The following is a 23118-nucleotide window of genomic DNA, read 5'->3' as shown; positions in this document are numbered from 1 at the left end:
TTAAACAAAAAATTGATATAATTTTGTCTTTACAAAGCATTGGTGAGGTTTATTGGTTCGCAAAACAAATTTACTAAACCTCTGCTTTGTTTTTTTATAGGATAGAAACTAGCAACTTGAATTAATTAAAATAATTCTTGCTTCTATTAAACACTTCTAAAGTGCCCAAGCTCTGTAATGTTTTTGTAAATAATGCTTCGTCTATTTCGCGTTTACCAAACAAATCAATGTCGATTGAGTTTCGGTGTCCAATTTGTAATGCCAAAGAAGTTCCTCCAACCAATAAAAAATCATCAAATTGATTCAACTTCATGATTTTCCCTAGGAGTTCCAAGAGTTCTGGACTAACTGTCTGTGTTTGTAACATCTAAAATTTGTTTTATCAATGTTGAATAAAGCCGACAAGTAGGAAAGAGTAACAGCATCTAAACTTCTCAAATTAAGCGCTACTTCCTTGATTGTTTCCAAACCATAAAAAGAGATCAACAATTTCCAATCGTTCCAGTTTCCAAATTCTAATACTTTTCCAATCATTTGGACTTTATAAGTATTCAAGTCGAAAGTGGCCTTATCCACATCCCAAAAAAGATGCGGAGAAAAATCGTCTATGGTTATTTCTTTCTTCATAGTAACAAATATAAGGAATTTTGCATTTTATATGGTTACAAAATCATCGTCAGCTGAATCCTTTTCCTGTCTTCATCCACTTCAGTAACCTTCACCTGAACATGTTGATGTAACTTCACCACTTCGTTAACGTCAGAAACAAATCCTTCTTTGAGTTGTGAGATATGCACCAGTCCGCTTTCTTTGATTCCGATGTCCACAAAGCAACCAAAGTTGGTAATATTGTTCACAATCCCCGGCAAAACCATCCCCGTTTTCAAGTCCTTGATGGTTTTTACATTGCTGTCAAACTCAAAAACCTTGGCCGATTTCCTCGGATCCAATCCTGGCTTTTCAAGTTCCTTGATGATGTCTTTCAAACCTAGCAGACCAATTTCGGGCGTGATATAATTCTCCGGTTTTATCAACGCCGTCTTTTCCTTATTCGCAATCAAATCGTTTACGGAAAGTTTCAAATCTTTCGCCATCTTCTCAACAATCGGATAAGCTTCAGGATGAACCGCCGAATTATCCAACGGGTTTTTTCCTTCCTTGATTCTAATAAAAGCAACACCTTGTTGATAAGCTTTTTCGCCCAAACGAGGCACTTTCTTCAACTGTTTTCTATCGATAAATGGTCCGTTTTCAGATCGGTAATTCACGATATTTTCGGCCAGCTTCTCTCCTATTCCACTTACATAACTCAGCAAATGTTTACTTGCTGTATTGATATTGATTCCCACCGAATTCACACAACGAACCACCACCGTGTCCAGCTCTTCCTTCAATTTCGTCTGGTCCACGTCGTGCTGGTATTGCCCCACTCCTATTGCCTTTGGGTCAATCTTTACCAGCTCTGCCAACGGATCGCTCAGGCGTCGTCCAATCGAAACTGAACCGCGAACCGTCACATCATAATTAGGAAATTCTTCCCTCGCAATTTTCGAAGCTGAATAAACCGAAGCTCCAGCTTCTGAAACCACAAAAACCTGAACCGGCTTGTCAAAGGCAATCTTCTTGATAAAAAATTCCGTTTCACGAGAAGCCGTCCCGTTCCCAATGGAAATCGCGTCGATCTTATAGGCATTTACCATCGAACGGATTTTTTTCATCGCAATCGCATCTTCCTTTTGTGGAGCATGCGGGAAAATGGTTTCGTTATAAAGTAAATCACCTTTTTCGTCCAAACAAACCACCTTGCAACCGCTTCTAAATCCTGGATCAATCGCCAAAATTCGCTTTTCGCCCAAAGGTGGTGCCAACAACAACTGACTCAAATTATTGGCAAAAACCTGAATCGAATTCGCATCCGCTTTGGCTTTGGCTTCCTGCAAAGCTTCATTAGAAATCGCTGGATACAACAATCTTTTATATGAATCTTCAATCGCCAATTGAATATGGGAAGTGCTCGAATTCTGACCTTTCAACACCAATTCATCAATGATATCAAAGGCTTCATCGGTATCAACTTCAATTTTAAATTTGATAAAACCTTCGTTTTCTGCCCGAAGCATCGCCAATAATCGGTGTGATGGAGCTTTTGTCAATGGTTCCGACCAGTCGAAATATTGGTTGAATTTTTGAGCATCGGGTTCATCTTTCTTCGTTTTTACGACTTTCGTCGAAATGTTCGCTTTTCGCTGATACAACCTTCGGAGTTGCTTTCGAACATAAATATTTTCATTGATCCATTCCGCAATGATATCACGAGCTCCTTGAAGTGCATAATCTTCGTTGATGACCTTTTCATTGAGGTATTTGCTCGAAATAAAGTCAATATCATCATTATTTTGAGCCATTATGATCTTTGCCAAAGGTTCCAAACCGTTTTCGCGAGCCACATCGGCCTTGGTTTTTTTCTTCTTTTTATACGGAAGATAAAAATCCTCCAGCTCGTTCAAGTCGAAACTATTGACGATTTTTTTCTCCAATTCTGGCGTCAAGGCTTTTTGTTCCTCAATCGATTTTAAGATGGCTTCCTTGCGTTTCACAATCGTATCATATTCCTTCTGAAGCTTTGCAATTTGCTCAATTACTACCTCATCAAGATTACCAGTTTGGTCTTTACGATAACGTGAAATAAACGGAATGGTACAATCTTCGTTTAAAAGTTGGATGGTGTTTTCGATGTTTTTTGGCGTCGTCGAAACCTGTTGTTTTATAAAATCTATGAGCGTCATCTGAAATGGATTTGTTTATTTAGCGAAAATAATATCTTTACCGCTGAATTTAATGAAATGCAAAATTTATTTATCTGCTTTTTAATTGTAAATATTGTAGTCTTTGCCGTTGCAGGTTACGACAAATATTTAGCTGTGAACAACAAGTTTAGAATTCCTGAAAAAACACTTTTTACTCTCGCAGTTTGTGGTGGTTCGGTGGGTTTGTTGTTGGCGATGCTGATTTTTAGGCATAAAATATCAAAGGGAAGCTTTCTTTTGAAGTTTTTTGGAATTTTGGTTTTGCAGATTTTGTTTTTTGTTTCAGGTGTCTTTTATACAAAAGATTTAGACCTAACAGGTTTTAAAAACCTGTTAGGTCTGTAATTAGTCGTAAAAATTAAGTAATAAAATCCAGGTAATTCTTTTTACTGATAACTTCGAAACCAGCTTCAGAATAGGCTTTTCCAAAGGCTGTTGGAATTTTTGCTTTTCGGTTTTCGTTCCATTTGAATTCGAATCCTTTTAACGAACCATTTTCTTCTTCGAGCCAATCTAATTCCTGTTGGTCATAGGTTCTCCAAAAATAATTGGCAACACTTTTTTGAGTATAATTTTGGTATTTTATTCTTTCCGATGCCAAATAATTTTCCCATAAAGCCCCAACATCTATCCGAGAATCAAGTCTTGTAAAATTCCCGATTATCGCATTCCGAATTCCATTGTCGTAAAAATACCATCGGTTCGATTTTGTAATTTCCTTTCGTAAATTTCGGCTAAATCCGGGTACTTTATAAATCACAAAAACTTTCGAGAGCAAGTCCAAATAGCTTTCGACCGTGTTTTTAGAAATGCCTAAATGTTTGGCTAATTCCTGCAACGAAACTTCCTGACCCACTTGAAAAGCAATCAATTTCAGTAAATCCAAAATTTTATTCGACTGCTTGATGCCTTCATAAACCAAGATATCTTTCAGTAAATAGGAATTTATAATTTCCTTCAGATAATCAATTTTATCTTTCCAATCTGGATATTGCTCTAATTCTGGATAACTTCCAAAAAGCAATCGTTCTTCGAGTTTCGTGATGGTTTCTTTGTAATCTTCCTGTTTTGCAAATTCCATTTGAGCAAAAGGAAACAAGTAAATGGTATTTTTTCTTCCCACCAAAGGTTCGCCTAATTTATTAGACAAATCAAAAACCGATGAACCAGTTGCAATCACTTTTATGCCTTCAATCGAATCGACTATCAATTTTAAAATCAATCCGATTTCGGGAATATTTTGTGCTTCATCAATAATGAGTAATTTTTTATCCGCCAGAAGACGGATATAATTGCTGACAGAACGTTCTTTTAATAACATTGCATCGTCAATATCTTCTCCATTCAATTGCAAATAATCCTTTTTTGGAATTGTAGAAAGATAGTTTTTAATGAAAGCTGTTTTTCCAACACGTCTCGCACCCAATAAAATCAAGACTTTATTTGGCAAAACCTTTCTTGCAAACAAAGCATCTATGCCTCTTTCTATAAATTTCATAAGTCATCTGTATAAAAATTTCTAGTACAAATATACTCAAAAAATGTAAATTCAGTCAATCAATTGACTGAATTAATGTAAATTCAGTCAGTACGTTGACGGAATTAATGTAAATTCAGTCAATAGGAAATAAAAAAACACCAATCTTAAAATTATATTTTATTAAAAATTGGTGTTTATTGTATGTAAAAAGAAACTTATTGACAAGCAATTTTATTCACTCTCAAAGCGTGTCTTCCGCCTTCAAATTCAGTAGTTAGAAAAACCTCAACCATTTCAACTGCTTGATGAACCGATGTAAATCGAGCCGGAATACTGATGATATTAGCATTATTATGCTGACGAGCTAAAACCGCTATTTCTTTCATCCAGCAAACCGCTGCACGAATTCCTTGGTGCTTGTTGGCCGACATTGCTATCCCATTCCCGCTTCCGCAGATGATGATACCGAAATTTACATTACCGCTTTCTACATCTTCTGCAACCGGATGTGCAAAATCTGGATAATCAACACTGTCTGAACTATCTGTCCCGTGATTGATTACTTCGTGTCCTTTTGCTTCCAAAAAAGTTACAATTGCCTTTTTATATTCTGGTCCTGCGTGATCGTTTCCTATTGAAATTCTCATACTATAAATAAGTGTTAGTTGTGTCGTGCAAATTTACCGCAACCTTTATCATTTACCAAAATAAAACCAATAAGTTTTAGCATTTGACTTTCAATTGATTAGACTTTATCAACTTTACAATCATTTAATATTGAAGTGTTTAATGTAACGTAATTGTTAAAATATTATAATGTTAATAGCATTTTCTAATTGCTTGATAATCAGTTTACCTTAAATTAACATTATTTGTTGATAACTAAAGATAGAATTTTAGAAGTATTTTTTGGATGTGAGATAAAAAAGTCTAATGCAAAACCCAACTTTAAAATCCTAATTTAGTTTCGGTAATTTTTAGAAAAGTTATGAATACTTAAACCAAAATTATTAACAGTAATTAACAAGGAAACTTATTTACAAACTCGATACATTTTCTATTATCAACGATTGTTAACAAACTACAAAAAACGATTAAAAATGAAACGATTAACCTAATCTAAGTATGTTAACAAGTCTGTATAAGTAGGGAAAACTCTTTTCGCCTATGGCAAAATAGAAACTTATTGCAACTATTAACACGCTATAATAACCATCAAAATTTTAAATTTAATTTATCTTTTCTTTTTGTTGTATTTAATATATGTTGAAAACTTCAAGTTGTTTAAACGATTTTCAAATCATTTTTATCTTTCAATTCGTCAAGAATTGATTGAACAGTTTCAAAATCGTTGGGATGTACTTTGAGTTTGATTCCTCCCAAAGCATTGGAGTAAAATGGAGCTATCGACGACATTGTTTCGTTTTCGAAATAATACTGAATTTCTTCCTGGTCTAAAATATGCTTTAAGACGACGATCTCGTGAGTATAGTTGAATACAGCAATCGTTCTGAAATCTTTCATTTTTGGTTTTTTATAAAGATACAAAAGTTATATTTTTTTTAAATCTAAATTCTAAAATCTGAATTCTAAAATCTTATTCGTATTTTTCAGCATTATTAAGAAAAAGAATTATGAGTAAGATACCTAGAAAATTAGGGAAAACGGAGAAAGATTTCTCTGGGAAGATTTTAAAAATATTATCTCAAAATGCCAATAGAGCATTCAATTATAAGCAGATAGGTGCTATTTTAGAACTGGATGATACCAAAAGTAGAAACGAAATTATCAAAGATTTAAAGATTCTAGCTTCGCAAAAAAAGATCATCGAAACTGAACCTGGAAAGTATCTGGTTAAAGCAATCAGCCAGGATTATTATGAAGGAACGATTGATATGACAAGTAGAAGAACGGCTTATTTTATCTGTCCGGAATTTGGAGAAGATGTTTTTATTCCGACAAATAACTTGAATCATGCTTTAGATAAAGACAAGGTAAAGGTTTATGTATATAACCGGAGAAAAGGAAAACGTCCTGAAGGAGAAGTGATTGAGGTTGTGGAAAGACACAAAACAGAATTTGTTGGAGTAATTGACATCCAAAAGAATTTTGCTTTCGTTTCTACTGCAAATCCAAAAATGTACACCGATATTTTTATTCCAAAAGATAAGATTGGTGATGCTGAACAAGGTGATGTTGTTTTGGTAAATATAGAAGATTGGCCTAAAAAAGCCGACAGTCCGTTTGGTTCTGTTTTGAAAGTTCTTGGAAAACCAGGCGAACATAACACCGAAATACATGCTATTTTGGCCGAATACGGACTTCCTTACGACTTTCCGGTTGAAGTTGAAGTATTCGCTCAAAAGATAGATACAACGATTCAGGAGAGCGAAATTGCCAATCGTCGTGATATGCGAGATACCTTAACTTTCACGATTGATCCAAAAGATGCAAAGGATTTTGATGATGCCTTATCGTTCAAGAAATTAGAAAATGGTAATTATGAAATTGGAATCCATATTGCAGATGTATCTTTTTATCTGCAGGAAGGAACCATTTTAGATGATGAAGCCTATCAACGTGGAACTTCGGTTTATTTAGTGGATAGAGTAGTACCGATGCTTCCCGAAGTGTTGTCAAATTTTGCCTGTTCACTTCGTCCAAATGAAGAAAAATATACGTTTTCTGCAATATTTGAAATTAATGAAAAAGCTCAAGTTATCAACCAATGGTTTGGTAGGACAGTAATTTATTCCGACCAACGTTTTGCTTATGAAGAAGCCCAGCAAATCATAGAAACAAAAGGAAATGTAATTCCTCAGGAAATTTCAATTACTGGAAGTGAATATGTTGTTAAAGATGAAATAGTTGAAGCTACTTTAAAACTCGATGAATTAGCCAAGATTTTAAGAAGAAAAAGAATGGCTGAAGGAGCTATTTCATTTGATAAAGTAGAAGTAAAATTCAACTTGAATGAACAGGCAGAACCAATTGGAGTTTTCTTTAAAGTTTCAAAAGATGCCAATCATTTGATTGAAGAATTTATGCTTTTAGCCAATAGAAAAGTAGCGGAATACATTGGAAAACAAAAGAAAACCTTTGTTTACAGGATTCACGATGAACCGGATGAAAGCAAATTAATCAGCTTGCAAACCGTGATTTCTAAATTTGGTTATAAGATTAATTTAAAATCAAAAGGTGATATTTCAAAGTCTTTAAACGAACTTTTACAGGATGTTCAAGGCAAGAAAGAGCAAAATATGGTGGATACTTTAACCATCAGAACGATGAGTAAAGCCAAATATTCTACCGAAAATATTGGTCATTATGGTTTAGCTTTTGATTATTATTCTCATTTTACCTCGCCAATTCGTCGTTATCCTGACGTAATGGTTCATAGATTACTGCAGTTTTATTTAGATGGAGGAAAATCCGTTAGTGAAGAATTATACGAAGAAAAATGTGTTCATTCCTCCACAATGGAAGGTTTGGCAACCAATGCAGAACGTGATAGCATCAAATATATGCAGGTAAAATACATGCAAGATCATAAAGATGAAGAATTTTTGGGAGTTATCTCGGGGGTAACCGAATGGGGAATTTATGTAGAAATTGTTTCCAACAAATGTGAAGGAATGTGCAGAATACGTGAAATAAAAGACGATTATTACACGTTTGATGAAAAACAATATGCCTTGGTTGGAGCCACAACTCAAAATTTATTACAACTAGGAGATGAAGTTATTGTGAAAGTAAAAAATGCAGATCTGGTTAAAAAACAACTTGATTTTCATTTTATTAGAAAGAATGAATAAATAAAAAAAGCGATGAAACAACTTATCTTTTTATTTTTTATAGTTTTTTCTTCAACAATTTATAGTCAAGAAAATAACATAGTTGGTAAATGGAAAGTTGTAGAAGTAAAAGGAGAAGAATTTTATATTGATGTAAAAAAGGATACCATAATTGTATCTGATAAAATAAAAAAATGGTATCCCACAAAAATCGGAATGCAAGATGAAATTGCTTCCATACGTAGTGAACACTACCATAAAGTTTTTGTTTTTACTGATGAAAATGAATTCTTTGATTATTTATCTATAGCATCTAAATCACCAATGTTTACAGGTAAATATCTAGTTGAAGGAAAGAATAAATTGAGATTAGATGTTATGAATAGAGCTAAAATAAAATTAAAAAAAGAAGCAGAATTTTACTTTCAAAATAATCTACTTCATTTAAAAATGCATACAGAAACAAACTCAGCTGTAGAGTATGTTTTAGAAAAAATAAAGTAAAAAATAAATAAAAAGCCATGAAAAAGTTAACAATTATAATGCTATTAATTAGCAGTTTAGGATTTTCTCAAGTAACTAAAAAACTAGGAGAATTTGATGCAATAAATGTTTTTGACAGAATTTCAGTTGAATTAATTCCGTCTTCTGAAAACAAAATCGAAATCAAAGGCGATCGATCTGGAGAAGTAGAAATTGTGAACAATAATGGTAAGCTAAAAATAAGAATGAAGCTTAAAAAGTTGCTCGATGGCGAAGAAGTTTCAGCCAAACTATATTATACAAAGCTCGAAAGTATTGATGCTAGCGAAGGTTCCTACGTTATTGGAGATGATGTTATCAAGCAATCTTCCATAAAAGTTAATGCAAAAGAAGGTTCAGAAATCAGATTGAATATTGATGTTCAAAAAGCAGAATTAAGAGCTGTAACGGGTGGAATTTTGCAAATGAAAGGTGCAGCAACCAATCAAGATGCCTCAATTGGAACCGGTGGAATCCTTCGTGCCAATGGTTTAGAAACTTCTCAAACTACCGTAAAAATAACCACTGGTGGCGAAGCCGATGTTCGTGCAACAGAGTTAGTTGATGCAAAAGTTAGGGCAGGAGGAACTATAACGGTTTTTGGAAGCCCAAAACAAATCAACAAAAAAGTAACACTTGGCGGAAGCATCAACGAAAGTAAACGTTAAGCGTAAACCATCAAATTGTAAATTTTTAAATTATATTTGTGTTTGCTACACTATAATTTTAGTTGATGATCCAAGATATTTTGCTAGCCATTCCGCTAGGTATTCTTTTGTGTTTTATGATTGGTCCAGTATTTTTTGTACTACTGGAAACGGCTGCAGTTAAAGGATTTAGAGCTGCAATGGTTTTTGATTTAGGCGTTGTTACTGCCGATTTCGTTTTCATTGCAATTGCCTATTTCAGTAGCTATCGACTCATCAATAACATTAAAGACGAACCTGCACTTTTCATCTTCGGAGGATTGATAATGGTGACTTATGGCATTATTTCCTTCGTAAAATTAAAAAGAGCTTCCAAAAAAATAGATGAATCAGTAGAAGTAGAGCTCATCAAGAAAAACTACGGAAGCCTTTTTGTAAAAGGTTTTCTGTTGAATTTCATCAACGTTGGTGTACTTGGCTTTTGGTTGTTGATCTTCATTACTTTCGGCCCACAACTTGAGTTGAAAACGTCAAGGTTGATGCTCTTTTTTACTTCTGTGATAGCAACTTATTTAGCAGTAGATATAGTTAAAATGCTATTAGCAAAGAAATTAAAAAATAAAATGACTCCAACTAATATCTTAAAGATAAAGAAGATAACAAGTGTCATTCTCGTTATTTTTGGAGTAACCATAATGCTCCAAGGTTGGTTTCCAAGCGATCAGAAATTGGTTAAGAAAGCCTTGGAAAAGATTGAACCTAATCATTCGAAATAAATGAAAAACTACATTTCTTTTCTTATTGTTCTATTTTTTACATTCTCAGCATTTGCTCAGAAGGATACAATTGTAACATCAAAAAGAAGTGTTATTGCTTTAGATAAGGTAAAAGTTATTTACAGAGGAATTATTAATCCAATTTCTATTGCCGTTTCAAATTGTAAATCATTTATTGTTTCAGGTTTAGGTGTAAATAAAGATGAAAAAGGAAATTTTTCTATTGTTCCAGGTTCTGGTTTAGAGACTAGAATTACTGTTAAAATCATTAATAATGATGATTCTGTTTCTATTGAGAATCATATATTTAAGATTGATAATTTACCCAAGCTTACTACTAGTTTAAATGGAAACAGTTGTATAGATTGTATTTTATTATATAAAAAAGAAGATTTGAAAGATGCTATTGTTAGTGTAGACTTTAGAAATTTTAATTTTTCTTTGAATAAAGAAGTAAAAGAATTCAAAGTTAAAATTCCTGGTCGAAAGGTAATCACAGTTGTTGGGAATAAAATAAATGACGATGTTCTATCTAAACTAAAAAAAAATAAATTAATTGTTATTAGTGATATAAAACTAAACTTGCAAGGTTTAGAAAATGCATATATATCAATAAATCCACTAGTTTTCAAAGTATATTAGTTCATTATTTTTCTCATTTATAATCCCGACTGATAGTTGGGATTTTTTATTCATAAATCATTCATTTTCAGCATAAAATTGAAAATACCCATTTGTCGGTATTTTTTGGAAGTAGCAACTAAACTAATTTTAATCTATTAATTTTTAAACAATTAAAAATGAAAAATTTAAAAAGTTACTACAGATTATTGATTGTTCTGGCTCTTGTTTTCACAGCATTTGGATGTGAATCGGATGATGAAGGCGATGACATTGAAAACGATCCAAGTTCTAGTTTTGAAGGAAGTTGGAAGCGGGAAAATATGGAAACTTATGTAAAATTTGTTGGTTCAAACGCTATTACGTGTTCTGGTGGAGTTGAAACTGTTGGATCTTTTAATGCTTCAGAACCTTCCATGACGTTTGTAATTGGACAAGAAGTTATTAAATTTCCTCTTAAAATTAATGGAAATGCTTTGCTGGTTGGAGTTCCAAATCAAGCAGTAGAAACTCACAATGCACAAATCTATTACAGATCTAATGTTTTTCCTTGTGATGGAAGTGGTGGAGGCGGAAGTGGCGAAGGTAATATTATGTTTTGGATAGGTTCAGATTTAGGTTGTGGCAACATAAGCGTTACACTACAAGGCCAAGGATCTGGAAGTATCACAAGTTATTACGGAAGTTCTCCAAATTGTGGAGCTTCAGGATGTGCTAATTTCACTGTAGCTCCAGGAACTTACAGTTATACGGCATCTTGTGGAAATTATACTTGGAACGGAACAATAACAGTTCCTGCAAATCAATGTTATAAGATGCAGTTGACACTTTAATTTTTCGTTAGTTACAGCTTTTTCCTGCAAGGTTTCCAAAACCTTGTAGGTTTGCTTTTTTACACCTACAAGGTCAAAAAAAGACCTTGCAGGATTTTCGAAAAGCATCGGATTCGAACCTTTCTTTAATTAATTTTTCTTAAAAAGTTAAACAAAAAAAAGAGACACATTTCTGTATCTCTTTTTGAAGTTTTCAAAGCTTTTTCCCGGATTCGAACCTAATCTTTATTTAATTTTTTCTAAAAATTTAAAACAAAAAAACCTCCAAGTTTCCTTGAAGGTTTCAGAGGCATCGTCCGGATTCGAACCGGAGTAGGAGCTTTTGCAGAGCCCAGCCTAGCCGCTCGGCCACGACGCCATTAATTGTTTGGACGGCAAATGTAATTAAAAAGTTTAAAGTTTTAAAGTTTAAACTTCAAAAATTTGGAATTTGTTTTTTGTACTTTGGAATTTTAACTCCTGTATTCTTCCATTTCGATCGTAACCATCTCAACATCACCACCAATTGGAGGATTTACTTTTGAAACTGCCAAAAGTATTCTCGAAACTTCAGGGATTTCATGAAAGATTCTTTTGATGATTCTATGTGCCACATGTTCTAAAAGCTTAGAACGGATGTCCATTTCTTCCATAACAATCTTGTTTAAAAGAACATAATCTACCGTATCAGCCAATTCATCTGAAGCAGAAGATTTTCGTAAATCGGTCTTGATTTCCAAATCAACAACATAATCTGAACCAATTTTACTTTCTTCAACAAGACAGCCGTGATAGGAAAAAGTGCGAATATTTTTGAGTTTTATAGTTCCCATAATTATAGTTTTATTTTAGTTGAAAAAGGCAATAAATGATCGCTAATTATTGCTTCTATGTAAACAATTTTTTTTCTTCATCAACTTTAAAAAACACTTTATAAGGAAATTTTTGTAAATGAATTTTTCTAATATTATTAGAATCAGTTTGATAAAAGGGGTTTATTTTTAAAGATTCAATTGTGTTTCTAACGTCATTATAAAATTTATCTCCTAATTCATTTGATAAAGTTTTATAATAAATAGCTATTTCATTCAAATCTTGTTCAGCCCAAAAGAGCATTTCAATAGTATAGTTATCCATTGAAATTCCATTTTTCATCTAAATCTTTTTTTACTTCTTCCCAGCTTCTGTAATCTTCAGGTTTAGCGTTTTTAAGTCGTTCTAAAACCATTTCCTGTTGCCATAAAGGAACTTCATTTTCATCTTTTTCATCTATTTTTACATCAGGCATTTGCTTGAAAAAAGCAATAAATGTATTGTAAAAATCATCGGGAATTGTAACTGTCAATTGTCTCATAGCTGAAATTATTTATACAAAAATACTAAATATTTAGCTTTATCATCGACCAACAGAATTTTCAAATTAAAGATTATCTTTGCGTTTCAAATTTTGCACTATGTCAACAGAAGAGAAATCATTGAATTTCATTGAACAAATTATCGAAGAGGATTTAAAAAACGGTCTATCACAGGACAAATTACGTTTTCGTTTTCCGCCCGAACCTAATGGTTATTTGCACATTGGACACGCCAGTTCGATAGCACTAAATTTTGGTTTAGGAATTGATTATCAAGCACCTGTAAACCTTCGTTTTGACGATACAAACCCTGCAAAAGAAGAGCAGGAATTTGTAGATGCCATCAAACGTGATGTCGAATGGTTGGGATATCAATGGGCTGAAGAACGTTATGCTTCCGATTATTTCCAGCAATTATATGACTGGGCTGTTGAATTTATCAAGAATGACAAGGCATATGTTGACAGTCAGACTTCTGAAGAAATGGCTACCCAAAAAGGGACCCCAACAACTCCAGGAACGGATAGTCCTTATAGAAATCGTTCTGTTGAAGAAAATCTGGATTTATTCGAAAGAATGAAAAACGGAGAATTCGCAGAAGGAACACATATTTTGCGTGCCAAAATCGACATGAAATCAACCAATATGTTGATGCGTGATCCAATTATTTACAGAATTATCCACAAACACCATCATAGGACAGGGGAGAAGTGGTGCATTTACCCAATGTATGATTGGGCTCACGGAGAAAGTGATTATTTGGAACAGATTTCGCATTCATTTTGTACGCTTGAATTCTTGCCACACCGAGAATTATACGATTGGTTTTTAGACCAAGTTGTTGATAAGAATTTGGTTCGTCCAAAGCAAAGAGAATTCGCAAGAAGAAATCTTTCACATACTGTTGTAAGTAAAAGAAAATTATTGCAATTGGTTAACGAAAAGCACGTTAACGGTTGGGATGATCCAAGAATGTCAACAATTTCTGGTTTAAGAAGAAGAGGTTATACTCCGGCTTCCATCCGAAATTTTGCCAACACGACAGGTATAGCAAAACGCGAAAACTTGATCGATGTTTCGGTTTTGGAATTCTGCATCCGTGAAGATTTGAACAAGACAGCTCCAAGAGTTATGGCTGTTTTAGACCCAGTTAAAGTGGTTATAACGAATTTTCCTGAAGAAAAAGAGGAGTGGCTTGAGGCCGAAAATAACCAAGAAGATGAGAATGCAGGTTTTAGAAAAGTGCCTCTTTCAAGAGAAATTTTCATCGAAAGAGAAGATTTTATGGAAGATGCTCCAGCCAAGTTTTTCCGTTTGACTTTAGGTAAAGAAGTCCGTTTGAAAAATGCCTATATCATTAAAGGAGAAAGCGTTGTTAAGGATGATGAAGGAAATATCACTGAAATTCACGTGACGTATGACACGGATAGTTTAAGCGGAAGCGGTACAGAAGCCAGCCAAAGAAAAGTTTCAGGAACGTTGCATTGGGTTTCCATCCAACATGCGATTGAAGCTGAAATCCGTTTGTATGATCGTTTGTTTACTGATGAAGCTCCCGATTCTCATAAGGAAAAAGACTTCTTGGAATTCGTAAATCCAGACTCTTTGAAAGTGATTACAGGATATTTGGAACCAAGTTTGGCTACGGCTCAAAACGAAGATAAATTCCAATTCCAACGTTTAGGTTATTTTACTGTTGATAAGGATTCTACGGCAGAAAAATTAGTTTTCAACAGGACTGTTGGGCTAAAAGATGCTTGGGAAGAAAAAGGTAAAAAGGAAGAAAATATCATCAATGCTTCTCTAAAAGACATCAACAAATACTTCAAAGTTGAAATTGAGGAAAGAGCGGTTATTGAAAATGCAATTGGAGAAAACATTAAATCGGTAACCAATTTCAGCTTGCTTCAAAATTCATTGAAGAAGAATATCAATAACAATAAAAGTTCCTTATTGTTTGCAAACTGGCTTTTGAAGTATTCTGATACCATCAAATTTTCGGATGTGGAAGAAGAGACGTTGCAAAAATTATACAACATGTCCTTGAAAAGCGAATCATCTTTTGTTCGATTTGAAACGATTCAAAATTTAAAGAAAGATTTTTCAAATTTTGAAAACTTCAAAACACAACTTTTAGATTTGAAAACTTCTGAAAAGAATGAAGAAGTTCAAAAATTACTTTCTGAATTCTAAATTTCAAAAGAATAGATTTTATAAATGAAAAGCTCACTTCACCGTGGGCTTTTCTTATTATATATTTTATCTATCAAATAATAATTTTAAATTGTTTTTGTAGATTAAAAACGGCCTCTATAAATCTTTTTTAAAGCGATTTTTAAAGTTTTTGACAAAGGAATACCAGCTCTTTTAAAACCTTTTAAAATCAAGCTTTATATTAAGTTTCATGATTGATAATCCTACTTTAACGGGTTCTTAACAGCAAAGTGTTAATAAAGTCGTATCTTTAAAATCATAACAATTAAAATAAACGATTATGTCAAGTAACGATAGTGGAAAAACAGTTTTGGCACTTTTAACAGGTGCAGCAATTGGAGCAGGATTAGGAATTTTATTTGCTCCAGAAAAAGGTTCAAAAACCAGAGAAAAAATTAAGGATGGTTTTGACGATAAGAAAAACGAATTGAAAAATAAATTCGATGAATATTCGGAAACATTGAAATCTAAATTTTCAAAATCAAAAGCAGATCTTGAATCAAGTTTTGATGATTTGGTTGCAAATGTTGACGACAAAACAGAAGATGTTATTGCAACTTTAGAAAGAAAACTGGAAGAGTTGAAAGCAGCATCAGCTAAAAAATAAAAGCATGGCTTTTGAAAAAATAAAAGAGAATACACAGGACTTGCAAGATCAGGCAAAAGGTTATCTGGACAGCAATGTTGCCTATTATAAATTGTGGTTTTTTAAAATCGCAATGAAATCGACAACAATGATCTTAAAGATCTTCTTATTGGCCGTGATGTTGGTGATGGTAACTGTTTTTTTTTCCGTAGCAGCTGCAATAGCAATAGGATATGCATTGGATAATTTTGCCTACGGATTTTTAATTATCGGTGGAATTTATTTGATTTTAAGCATCCTAATCTATAAAATTCAAGATAAGATTGTTGAAGGTCCAATTCTTGAACGGTTTTCGGAATTCTTCTTTAACGATTAAATTTTTAAATTATGGAAAGAAAAAAATATTCTTCTTATGCAGAAATTGATCGTGATTTGGAAATTTTGAAGATAGAAAGAGAAATTCATTATCAAAAACTGACAAAGAGTTTCGATAACACTAAAGATAGCTTGAATCCTTCAAATATGATTCCAAGCGTTCCTAAAATGGCCTTGACTGTTTTAGGAGGACTTTCGGGACCCATTAAAAGCATAGGATTTTCATTTCTGCTGAAGAAATTATTTAGAATGTAAAACAAAAAAGAGGCTCAATTTGAGCCTCTTTTCATTAGTTATAACAAGATTTATTTGCTAGAATCATATTCGTCTTCATCAGCACTCAAATCTTCATTTTCTTTTAGATTTTTATAATCATCCGAAGGTTTGAAGTCATCCGATTTTTTAACTTTTTTAGAAGGTCGTTGATTGTTTCTTTTCATCGCCTCGCCAATTTGGTTCGATGCTGAAAACGAAGCCACCATATTATTCAACATGTCACTTCCGGCTTGTGGAGAATTAGGAAGCAAGATCAGGTTTGAATTCGTATCGGCTCCAATCGCTTGCAAAGTATCATAATGTTGAGTAACTACAATCAAAGCAGAAGCTTCTTGAGAGTTGATGCCAACCTTGTTCAAAACATCCACACTTTCTACCAAACCACGAGCAATTTCTCTTCTCTGATCGGCAATACCTTGTCCTTGAAGTCGCTTGCTTTCCGCTTCCGCTTTTGCTTTTGCTACAATTCTAATTCTTGAACTTTCTGCTTCAAATTCAGCAGCCGTTTTTTCTCTATCGGCAGCATTGATACGGTTCATTGCATTTTTAACCTGGATATCTGGGTCAATATCTGTTACCAATGTATTGATGATGTCGTATCCATAAGTGGTCATTGCTTCGTTCAATTCACGTTTCACAGCAATTGCAATATCATCTTTTCTTTCAAAAACATCATCTAATTTCAATTTAGGAACTTCGGCCCTTACAACGTCAAATACATAAGCTGTAACCTGATCGTGTGGATATTCTAATTTATAAAATGCATCATATACTTTGTCCTGGATCACTTTAAATTGAACGGAAACTTTCATTTTCACGAACACGTTGTCCTTGGTTTTGGTTTCGATGATAACATCCAATTGCTGGATTTTCAAATTCACGCGACCTGCAATTCGATCTACAACAGGAATCTTAAGTTGCAAACCCGAATTCCTAACGCTCAAGAATTTTCCGAAACGCTCAATGATAACGGCAGTTTGCTGTTTTACAGTAAAAAAAGAAGAAAGGAATAGGAACAATCCTAAAACCAGAAAAACGATTAAAAATACATCCATAGTTTAATTTTAAGTGGTTAGTGATAATTGTACGTAACAATTCCACGAAAGTTACAAGATTTATTTTATATAAAAAATGTTTGCCGATTTTCTTTATATAAAGATTTTATAAATAAAAACCCCTTTCAAAGTTTCAAACTCGGAAAGGGGTTTTAAGGATTTATAGACAAGAGTTAAAAAATAACCCCAATACCCAAAGAAATTCCTCTTGTAGTAAATGTTCGGTCGGAATCTTTGAAAGACGCGTCCGTCATGCTAATGTTTCGTCCAGAAAAACTTAAATCAGTAACCAATGAGGTTCTTTTTTCCTTTCCAACAAAAAATTTATAGCCAGCTCCAACGGCAAACATGTTTCCTCTTCTAAATTCATCACCAATTTTCATCAAGGTACCATAATCTGCAAAAATAAACGGTGATGAATAATCATTTTCAAGATAAACCCTCACATCTGCATAGGCTGGAAAAGTATTTATAGTAGGAGAAATAAACCCTTCCAAGCCAACTCCAACTCCCAACGAAATATAGGGACTAAGAAAATAACCATTGATGGTTTGCAAAGCAAAAGCATTTGTTCCATCCGTTTCCAAATCATTTGTAATGTCACCCACACCAGCTACAGAGAGATCTTCTTCCATGCTAGTTATTTTGGTATATGAAATCTTGGTAAGGTTAAAAAAGCCCTTGTTGTGCATTGCATCCTTTGGAATTTCTTGTGTTTCTTCATTTTCTTGAGCTTGAAGCAAAAAAGGAAATAGAAGAAAAGAAAACAGTAGTTTTTTCATATTTAAAGATTTAGAGGTGTCTTGTAAAGATAAAAAAAATTATAAAGCCACTTGAAATAAAAAACCCTTTCAAAGTTTCCAATTCTGAAAGGGTTAAAAATATAACGTAGAATTTACAAACGCTCAATCGCCTTCTCAATCCTACTAATCGTTTCTTCTTTCCCAATCAATTCCACAATATCAAACAAATGAGGTCCTTTTAAAGCCCCAACAAGACTCAAACGGAACGGTTGCATCACTTTCCCCATTCCAATCTCGTTTTGCGTCATCCATTCTTTTACAATCGTTTCGATGTTTACAGAAGTAAAATCTTCAATAGTATTCAAAACAGCAATCAGGTTTCGCATCAATCCTGGCGTTTCTTCCTTCCAATTCTTCGAAGCTTTTTCATCATAGGATGTTGGAGCCACAAAAAAGAAATCACTCAATTCCCAGAAATCCGAAACGAAATTTGCACGTTCTTTTATCGAGGCAACAATCTTTACTAGAGTAGTATAATCAACATCAACACCTTTTTCATACACAATAGGAGCGAAGGCTTTCGCCAAATCATCGTCGTTTTGTTGTATCAAATATTGATGGTTGAACCATTTGTTTTTCTCCGGATCAAATTTGGCACCAGCTTTATGAACTCTGTTCAAATCAAAAACTTCAGCCAATTCTTTCAACGAAAATAATTCCTTATCCGTTCCGTCATTCCAACCAAGTAAGGCCAAGAAGTTCACAACCGCTTCAGGGAAAAAACCTTTTTCTCTATAGCCTGATGAAATTCCTTCATCAGTTTTCCATTCTAAAGGAAACACAGGGAATCCCATTTTATCACCATCACGCTTCGATAATTTTCCGTTTCCGATTGGTTTCAAAATCAATGGCAAATGAGCAAATTCAGGAGCTTCCCAGTTAAAGGCTCTGTACAACAAAACGTGCAACGGCATCGATGGCAACCATTCCTCACCACGAATCACGTGCGAAGTTTCCATCAAATGATCGTCCACAATATTCGCCAAATGATAAGTTGGCATTCCATCACTCTTAAACAAAACCTTGTCGTCAAGCAAATTCGTATCAAATTTTATATCTCCTCTGATGATATCTTTTAATTCTAAAATTTCATTTACAGGCGTTTTGAAACGAATTACAAAGTCTTCACCATTCCCAATTCTTTCAGCCGTTTTCTCTGCAGAATTTGTCAAGGAATTATCCAATTTCTCTCGAACCGAATGATTGTAAATAAATGTTTTTCCTTCCTCTTCAGCATTTTTACGCAACTGATCCAAATCTTCCGACGAATCAAAAGCATAGTAAGCCCAACCCGAATTGATCAAGTCGTCAGCATATTGTTTATACAAATCCTTTCTTTCGCTTTGACGGTAAGGACCAAATTTTTCATTCTTTCCAACCGTTTCACTTGGAGCAATTCCAAGCCATTCCAACGCTTCCATGATATACTGTTCAGCACCCGGAACAAAACGATTCTGGTCGGTATCCTCAATTCTCAAATAGAAAACACCACCGTGTTTCTTGGCAAACAAATAGTTGAACAATGCAGTTCTCACACCGCCAATATGTAAAGGTCCAGTCGGACTTGGTGCAAAACGCACACGTACTTGCTTTGACATTTCTCTTAAATTTTGACGCAAAGATACGGTTTTATAAAAAAGGCAAAACTCAATGTTTGAAACAAAAAAAGCTACCCGATTTGGATAGCTTTAAATTTAATTTTTGATAAGATTCTCTTCTTTCATAAGTTTTAAAAATTCTGTTTTAAAATCTTCATAAATACTGAGTATATCACCCATTGCATTTCTAAAATCATCAAAATTTCTGAATTTCGATGCTTTAATTTCTGCTTCCTTATCATTTAATAAATAACGGTAAACAAAGCCTAAATTTGATTTTAATAAAGTTCCATCTATTTTATTTCCATCTACATATATATATATATAATCAGTAATGATCCCCCCACTAATTTGGCAACTTAGAATTAATTTTATATTGCCAAAAACTTCTTCATAATTATAATGTTGCCCTGGCGTAAATATCTTAAAATCACACCCCAGCTCTTTTAAGATTTTTAAATTTTCTTTTTTATCCATCTTTTTCATTATATTATCTAATGGAAAATCATATCTTAAAGAATTGTTCTTTAGTTTTCTTACAAAATCTATATTTCTGTAGGCTTGGTATGCGATTTTTGAAGTTTGTTCTTGTATATTCATAATTATTCGGGTTTAAAAATAAGTTCTACACCTAAATCTTTTGCTATTTTTTTATATTCATCAATTTTGTCAAATTTAAGGTTTGTATCTGGTATTTCTAAACAATACTTGCCATAAAGTTTATCGCCAATTTCTGAATTTGCAATTTTTGATCCAGGCGGGTATTTTTCTTTTATTTCTTTGCAGTATTTTATAAAGGTGTCTTTATTAATTTCTGATAAATTAGTTGCTTTTCGGGATAAAATCATTCCATTTCCATCTTTATCCCAAGAGTCCAATCGGTAACGTCTTGGTTTTCCTGCATTTTTATGTCCTTTTGGATATACTTTTTCAGGATGTGTCATCCAAATTTCATTATTTTCATACCATTTAAGTTCTTTAGATTTAGCATTAAAATCGTTTCCTCTTTTCCAAAATGCTTGCAATTCTCTAAAAGATAGTTTTTTACCTTTTGCAATAATTTCTTCAGAACCGTCTTTAACAACATCATCAAATAAATCTTCATCAATTTGTTCTTTTAGTTCTCTAAAAATTTTATCATTATCAACATGGCGTTCCCCTTTTTTAAAGTCGTCTAAAAATTTAGTGGTCTTGGCGTCAGGTATTACTTTTTCTAAATCGGTACCCAATTCAACAATGTCATCTATTTTTTTGGCTTTTGTCAACAATCCAACACCACTCATCATCGATACGACAGAAACCGTGGTTTGTCCCACAAAGTGTTTTCCTTTTTCGGGATCGTTATAAGTGTCTTTTACTTCTTCTTGAAGTCCTTCATAAAGATTTACCATTCCTTCTTTGGTAAACATTCCCATCAAGGCTTTTTGTTTTTCGTCGTCGATTACAATTTCATAGACACCTTTTATGGCCATTGGTATTCCCACAACTTCATCGATAACTCCATCTTCAACTCCAGCTATTGTGGGTTCAAACTGGCAGTACTTTGGCCATTGTTTGTGTTCTTCTCCTTTGGTGTGCCACGTGCTCTCATTAACGGTACCTTCTTTCCAAATATTTTTTGCAATTTTTTGGGTAGAAGCAATAGCTTCCACATAATCAGCAATATTGTCTGATAACAATGCTTTTGTTTTTTGCACAAATTTTTTGTAAAAACTCAGTTCATCGGTTTCTTTTGCAAGGTTTTCCAAGTCGGTTTTTACTTGTTCTCTTAAAGATGGTATATCAGCATCAAGACCTCTTTTTTTAGCTTCTGTTTTCCATTTATCTTCAAACTCTTTTAGGTATAAGGGATTGACAATATTTTTTATAATTGGTTTCCCTTTTTCATCAAGTGTTATGTCAATTGTGATATCAGGTGTTCCTTCGATATTTTGATAAGAATAAGTAGTTATTCTATCATTTTGAGTTTTAATTTTTTGAATATCCTCAAAAGAATTCGCAACTATAAATTTATAATCATCAGGGTAACTTTTAATGCTTACTGCTAATTTTACATCACTATAAAATTTATTAGACAAAAGTTTTTTCATTTTTTTGTCTAGAAGAGCCATTTGCTTTTCATTTCCTTTTAAACTTGAAATTTTTAAAAATGGGAGCAGTTTTTCTGAAATGTCTTTTTTTTCTTCAAAACTCATGTTTTCAGAAGTAGGAAGCTGACCATTGTTATAGCTAAAGTCAATTAGGAGTTCGCTTCTTTCCCAAATGCCGTTCTTTTTAAATACCACAAAAGGCTCGTTAATAAGTTCAAGTTTGGTATTTTTTTTTGCATCTTCAAGAGAAGAATAAGAATAAACAAGTGTATTTCTGTTTAGGTAGATGTGTACTGTCACTAAAGTGCCATCATCACATTTGTTTTGATAATAAGCTTCAGTAATTCCATTAACTTGAAATGCTTTAATTGTTGGGTCGTATTTGTTTTCTTGATCTTGTGTTTGCGAAATGAGTTCAGTTTCTATAACAGATGCTATTTGATCTGTTGAAAAATTGTATTCTGAATTTTTATCTAAAAGAGTTCGTATATCCTTAGAAATAGTATGTATGTAGCTTTTTGAGCTTGATTTTAAAAGGTTGTACGTCACTAAATTCATTTTCATCATCATAGTTCCATTTTGTTCTTTTGAATAGATGAAATGCATTACATAATCTGCAGAATTATACAAGTTATTAGTAAGCCATCTTTTTGCATAATGTTCTTCAACTTCTGTTTTATTTTGTTTTAAAACAGCATCCACATAAAAAGGTAAAGCCTCATCATTAACAATTTTATTCAGATCTTCAGGACTTAAATCAGTTAAGCCCGCTGAACCATAACCAGATTTATGTAAACCTCTCTGTATATAAAATGCATCACTGAAATCACCACGCTTATTTATGTCTAATGGGAGTGTGATTATTTTCTTATTAATAAGATTTGAAGACATTTTAAGCGAAGTATATGCATCAAATAAATTTGAGCTCTCCATATCTGGAATTTGCATAGCCGATAGATTGTTTCTTTTAACAACATTTGTTATTATAGGAATTCTTCCATTGATCATTAAACTATTGTTTATTAATGGAATTAATTCTTTACTTGCGTCTTCAAGAAGTTCTTTAAGACCATTTTCATTTAAGCTTTTGTCATTTTTTAAATTGTCATAATATTCTCTTTCTTTTGATTTCATTTTTCTTTTTATTAAGATTATAGACTAATATTTTTACAAATATATAATATTATAATCTAACACCACAAGTATTATTTAGAAAATAATCTTTTGTTTAGATTTTCCCTTTTTATCTATTTTATAGTAAACTAATAATCACTACTTTTATCAGTTATAAATAAACTACGCAAGAT

The 23118-nt window shown here is 33.1% G+C and carries 25 protein-coding genes and 1 tRNA gene; 11 read left to right on the top strand and 15 right to left on the bottom strand.

Features of this window, described 5'->3' with window-relative positions:
• Window positions 1–121 precede the first annotated feature (121 nt).
• The 3 genes from J2X31_RS17185 to J2X31_RS17175 are packed head-to-tail and all read right to left on the bottom strand — an operon-like array spanning window position 122 to window position 2786.
• Entirely contained in the window at window positions 122–367 is a 246-nt protein-coding gene (locus J2X31_RS17185; protein ID WP_310028603.1) for a nucleotidyl transferase AbiEii/AbiGii toxin family protein, read from the bottom strand.
• Entirely contained in the window at window positions 322–627 is a 306-nt protein-coding gene (locus tag J2X31_RS17180) for a DUF6922 domain-containing protein (RefSeq protein ID WP_310028600.1), read from the bottom strand. The genes J2X31_RS17185 and J2X31_RS17180 overlap by 46 nt, the downstream gene beginning before the upstream one ends.
• A 35-nt stretch (window positions 628–662) precedes the next feature.
• On the bottom strand, window positions 663–2786 hold the full coding sequence (locus tag J2X31_RS17175) for a Tex family protein (protein WP_310028598.1): 2124 nt from the start codon (window positions 2784–2786) through the stop codon (window positions 663–665).
• A gap of 57 nt (window positions 2787–2843) precedes the next feature.
• On the opposite strand from J2X31_RS17175, the gene J2X31_RS17170 reads away from it, so the two are divergent.
• Entirely contained in the window at window positions 2844–3152 is a 309-nt protein-coding gene (locus tag J2X31_RS17170; RefSeq protein WP_310028597.1) for a DUF1294 domain-containing protein, read from the top strand.
• A 13-nt stretch (window positions 3153–3165) separates the two neighbouring features.
• Here the strand turns inward: J2X31_RS17170 and J2X31_RS17165 are convergent, their stop codons facing one another.
• The 3 genes from J2X31_RS17165 to J2X31_RS17155 form a co-directional block, all read right to left on the bottom strand.
• The gene (locus tag J2X31_RS17165; RefSeq protein WP_310028594.1) at window positions 3166–4305 is read right to left on the bottom strand and encodes an ATP-binding protein; all 1140 of its coding nucleotides are present in this window, start codon (window positions 4303–4305) and stop codon (window positions 3166–3168) included.
• Window positions 4306–4502: 197 nt separating this feature from the next.
• Window positions 4503–4934, bottom strand: a complete 432-nt coding sequence (gene rpiB / locus J2X31_RS17160) for a ribose 5-phosphate isomerase B (protein WP_310028591.1) — start codon at window positions 4932–4934, stop codon at window positions 4503–4505.
• A 637-nt stretch (window positions 4935–5571) separates the two neighbouring features.
• Window positions 5572–5811, bottom strand: a complete 240-nt coding sequence (locus J2X31_RS17155) for a DUF2007 domain-containing protein (RefSeq protein WP_310028588.1) — start codon at window positions 5809–5811, stop codon at window positions 5572–5574.
• A gap of 110 nt (window positions 5812–5921) precedes the next feature.
• On the opposite strand from J2X31_RS17155, the gene rnr reads away from it, so the two are divergent.
• The 6 genes from rnr (at window position 5922) to J2X31_RS17125 (ending at window position 11480) form a co-directional block, all read left to right on the top strand.
• The gene (gene rnr, locus J2X31_RS17150; RefSeq protein WP_310028587.1) at window positions 5922–8102 is read left to right on the top strand and encodes a ribonuclease R; all 2181 of its coding nucleotides are present in this window, start codon (window positions 5922–5924) and stop codon (window positions 8100–8102) included.
• Between the two features lie 12 nt (window positions 8103–8114).
• The gene (locus tag J2X31_RS17145; RefSeq protein ID WP_310028585.1) at window positions 8115–8585 is read left to right on the top strand and encodes a hypothetical protein; all 471 of its coding nucleotides are present in this window, start codon (window positions 8115–8117) and stop codon (window positions 8583–8585) included.
• 17 nt (window positions 8586–8602) lie between these two features.
• Window positions 8603–9271 carry a head GIN domain-containing protein gene (locus J2X31_RS17140; RefSeq protein WP_310028583.1) on the top strand — a complete coding sequence of 223 codons (669 nt, stop codon included), beginning with the start codon at window positions 8603–8605 and terminating at the stop codon, window positions 9269–9271.
• A gap of 65 nt (window positions 9272–9336) precedes the next feature.
• The gene (locus tag J2X31_RS17135; RefSeq protein WP_310028579.1) at window positions 9337–10026 is read left to right on the top strand and encodes a LysE family translocator; all 690 of its coding nucleotides are present in this window, start codon (window positions 9337–9339) and stop codon (window positions 10024–10026) included.
• The gene (locus J2X31_RS17130) at window positions 10027–10668 is read left to right on the top strand and encodes a GldM family protein (RefSeq protein WP_310028578.1); all 642 of its coding nucleotides are present in this window, start codon (window positions 10027–10029) and stop codon (window positions 10666–10668) included.
• Window positions 10669–10826: 158 nt separating this feature from the next.
• Window positions 10827–11480 carry a hypothetical protein gene (locus tag J2X31_RS17125; RefSeq protein WP_310028577.1) on the top strand — a complete coding sequence of 218 codons (654 nt, stop codon included), beginning with the start codon at window positions 10827–10829 and terminating at the stop codon, window positions 11478–11480.
• A gap of 287 nt (window positions 11481–11767) precedes the next feature.
• Here the strand turns inward: J2X31_RS17125 and J2X31_RS17120 are convergent.
• The 4 genes from J2X31_RS17120 to J2X31_RS17105 form a co-directional block, all read right to left on the bottom strand.
• Window positions 11768–11838: transfer RNA gene (locus J2X31_RS17120), tRNA-Cys, on the bottom strand.
• Window positions 11839–11932: 94 nt separating this feature from the next.
• Window positions 11933–12292, bottom strand: a complete 360-nt coding sequence (gene folB / locus J2X31_RS17115; RefSeq protein ID WP_310028576.1) for a dihydroneopterin aldolase — start codon at window positions 12290–12292, stop codon at window positions 11933–11935.
• Between the two features lie 55 nt (window positions 12293–12347).
• A complete protein-coding gene (locus J2X31_RS17110) occupies window positions 12348–12614 on the bottom strand; it encodes a type II toxin-antitoxin system RelE/ParE family toxin (RefSeq protein WP_310028574.1) in 267 nt (88 codons plus the stop codon).
• Entirely contained in the window at window positions 12589–12813 is a 225-nt protein-coding gene (locus J2X31_RS17105; protein ID WP_310028572.1) for a hypothetical protein, read from the bottom strand. Before J2X31_RS17105 ends, J2X31_RS17110 begins: the two co-directional genes overlap by 26 nt.
• A 100-nt stretch (window positions 12814–12913) precedes the next feature.
• Here J2X31_RS17105 and J2X31_RS17100 point away from each other — a divergent pair, with 100 nt between their 5' ends.
• The 4 genes from J2X31_RS17100 (at window position 12914) to J2X31_RS17085 (ending at window position 16244) form a co-directional block, all read left to right on the top strand.
• On the top strand, window positions 12914–15007 hold the full coding sequence (locus tag J2X31_RS17100) for a glutamine--tRNA ligase/YqeY domain fusion protein (RefSeq protein ID WP_310028570.1): 2094 nt from the start codon (window positions 12914–12916) through the stop codon (window positions 15005–15007).
• Window positions 15008–15308: 301 nt separating this feature from the next.
• The gene (locus J2X31_RS17095) at window positions 15309–15635 is read left to right on the top strand and encodes a YtxH domain-containing protein (protein WP_310028567.1); all 327 of its coding nucleotides are present in this window, start codon (window positions 15309–15311) and stop codon (window positions 15633–15635) included.
• Between the two features lie 4 nt (window positions 15636–15639).
• Entirely contained in the window at window positions 15640–15990 is a 351-nt protein-coding gene (locus tag J2X31_RS17090; protein ID WP_310028564.1) for a competence protein, read from the top strand.
• Between the two features lie 11 nt (window positions 15991–16001).
• On the top strand, window positions 16002–16244 hold the full coding sequence (locus tag J2X31_RS17085) for a DUF6327 family protein (RefSeq protein WP_310028561.1): 243 nt from the start codon (window positions 16002–16004) through the stop codon (window positions 16242–16244).
• A gap of 50 nt (window positions 16245–16294) precedes the next feature.
• Here the strand turns inward: J2X31_RS17085 and J2X31_RS17080 are convergent, their stop codons facing one another.
• The 5 genes from J2X31_RS17080 to J2X31_RS17060 all read right to left on the bottom strand — a co-directional run bounded on the left by J2X31_RS17080 (window position 16295) and on the right by J2X31_RS17060 (window position 22945).
• Window positions 16295–17320: an SPFH domain-containing protein gene (locus J2X31_RS17080; protein WP_310028559.1), complete on the bottom strand. Its 1026-nt coding sequence runs from the start codon at window positions 17318–17320 to the stop codon at window positions 16295–16297.
• A gap of 173 nt (window positions 17321–17493) precedes the next feature.
• A complete protein-coding gene (locus tag J2X31_RS17075) occupies window positions 17494–18102 on the bottom strand; it encodes a hypothetical protein (RefSeq protein WP_310028556.1) in 609 nt (202 codons plus the stop codon).
• A gap of 113 nt (window positions 18103–18215) precedes the next feature.
• Window positions 18216–19721 (bottom strand): glutamate--tRNA ligase, encoded by a 1506-nt coding sequence (gltX, locus tag J2X31_RS17070; RefSeq protein WP_310028554.1) that lies wholly within the window; start codon window positions 19719–19721, stop codon window positions 18216–18218.
• Between the two features lie 96 nt (window positions 19722–19817).
• A complete protein-coding gene (locus tag J2X31_RS17065) occupies window positions 19818–20321 on the bottom strand; it encodes a hypothetical protein (protein ID WP_310028552.1) in 504 nt (167 codons plus the stop codon).
• Window positions 20322–20323: 2 nt separating this feature from the next.
• Window positions 20324–22945: a hypothetical protein gene (locus J2X31_RS17060; RefSeq protein WP_310028549.1), complete on the bottom strand. Its 2622-nt coding sequence runs from the start codon at window positions 22943–22945 to the stop codon at window positions 20324–20326.
• Window positions 22946–23118: the final 173 nt, after the last annotated feature.

The organism is Flavobacterium arsenatis (assembly GCF_031456785.1).
In the GTDB taxonomy this organism is placed as follows: Bacteria; Bacteroidota; Bacteroidia; order Flavobacteriales; family Flavobacteriaceae; genus Flavobacterium; species Flavobacterium arsenatis.
Note: the sequence above shows the minus strand (reverse complement) of the source record. Positions and strands in the feature narration are given on the sequence as shown.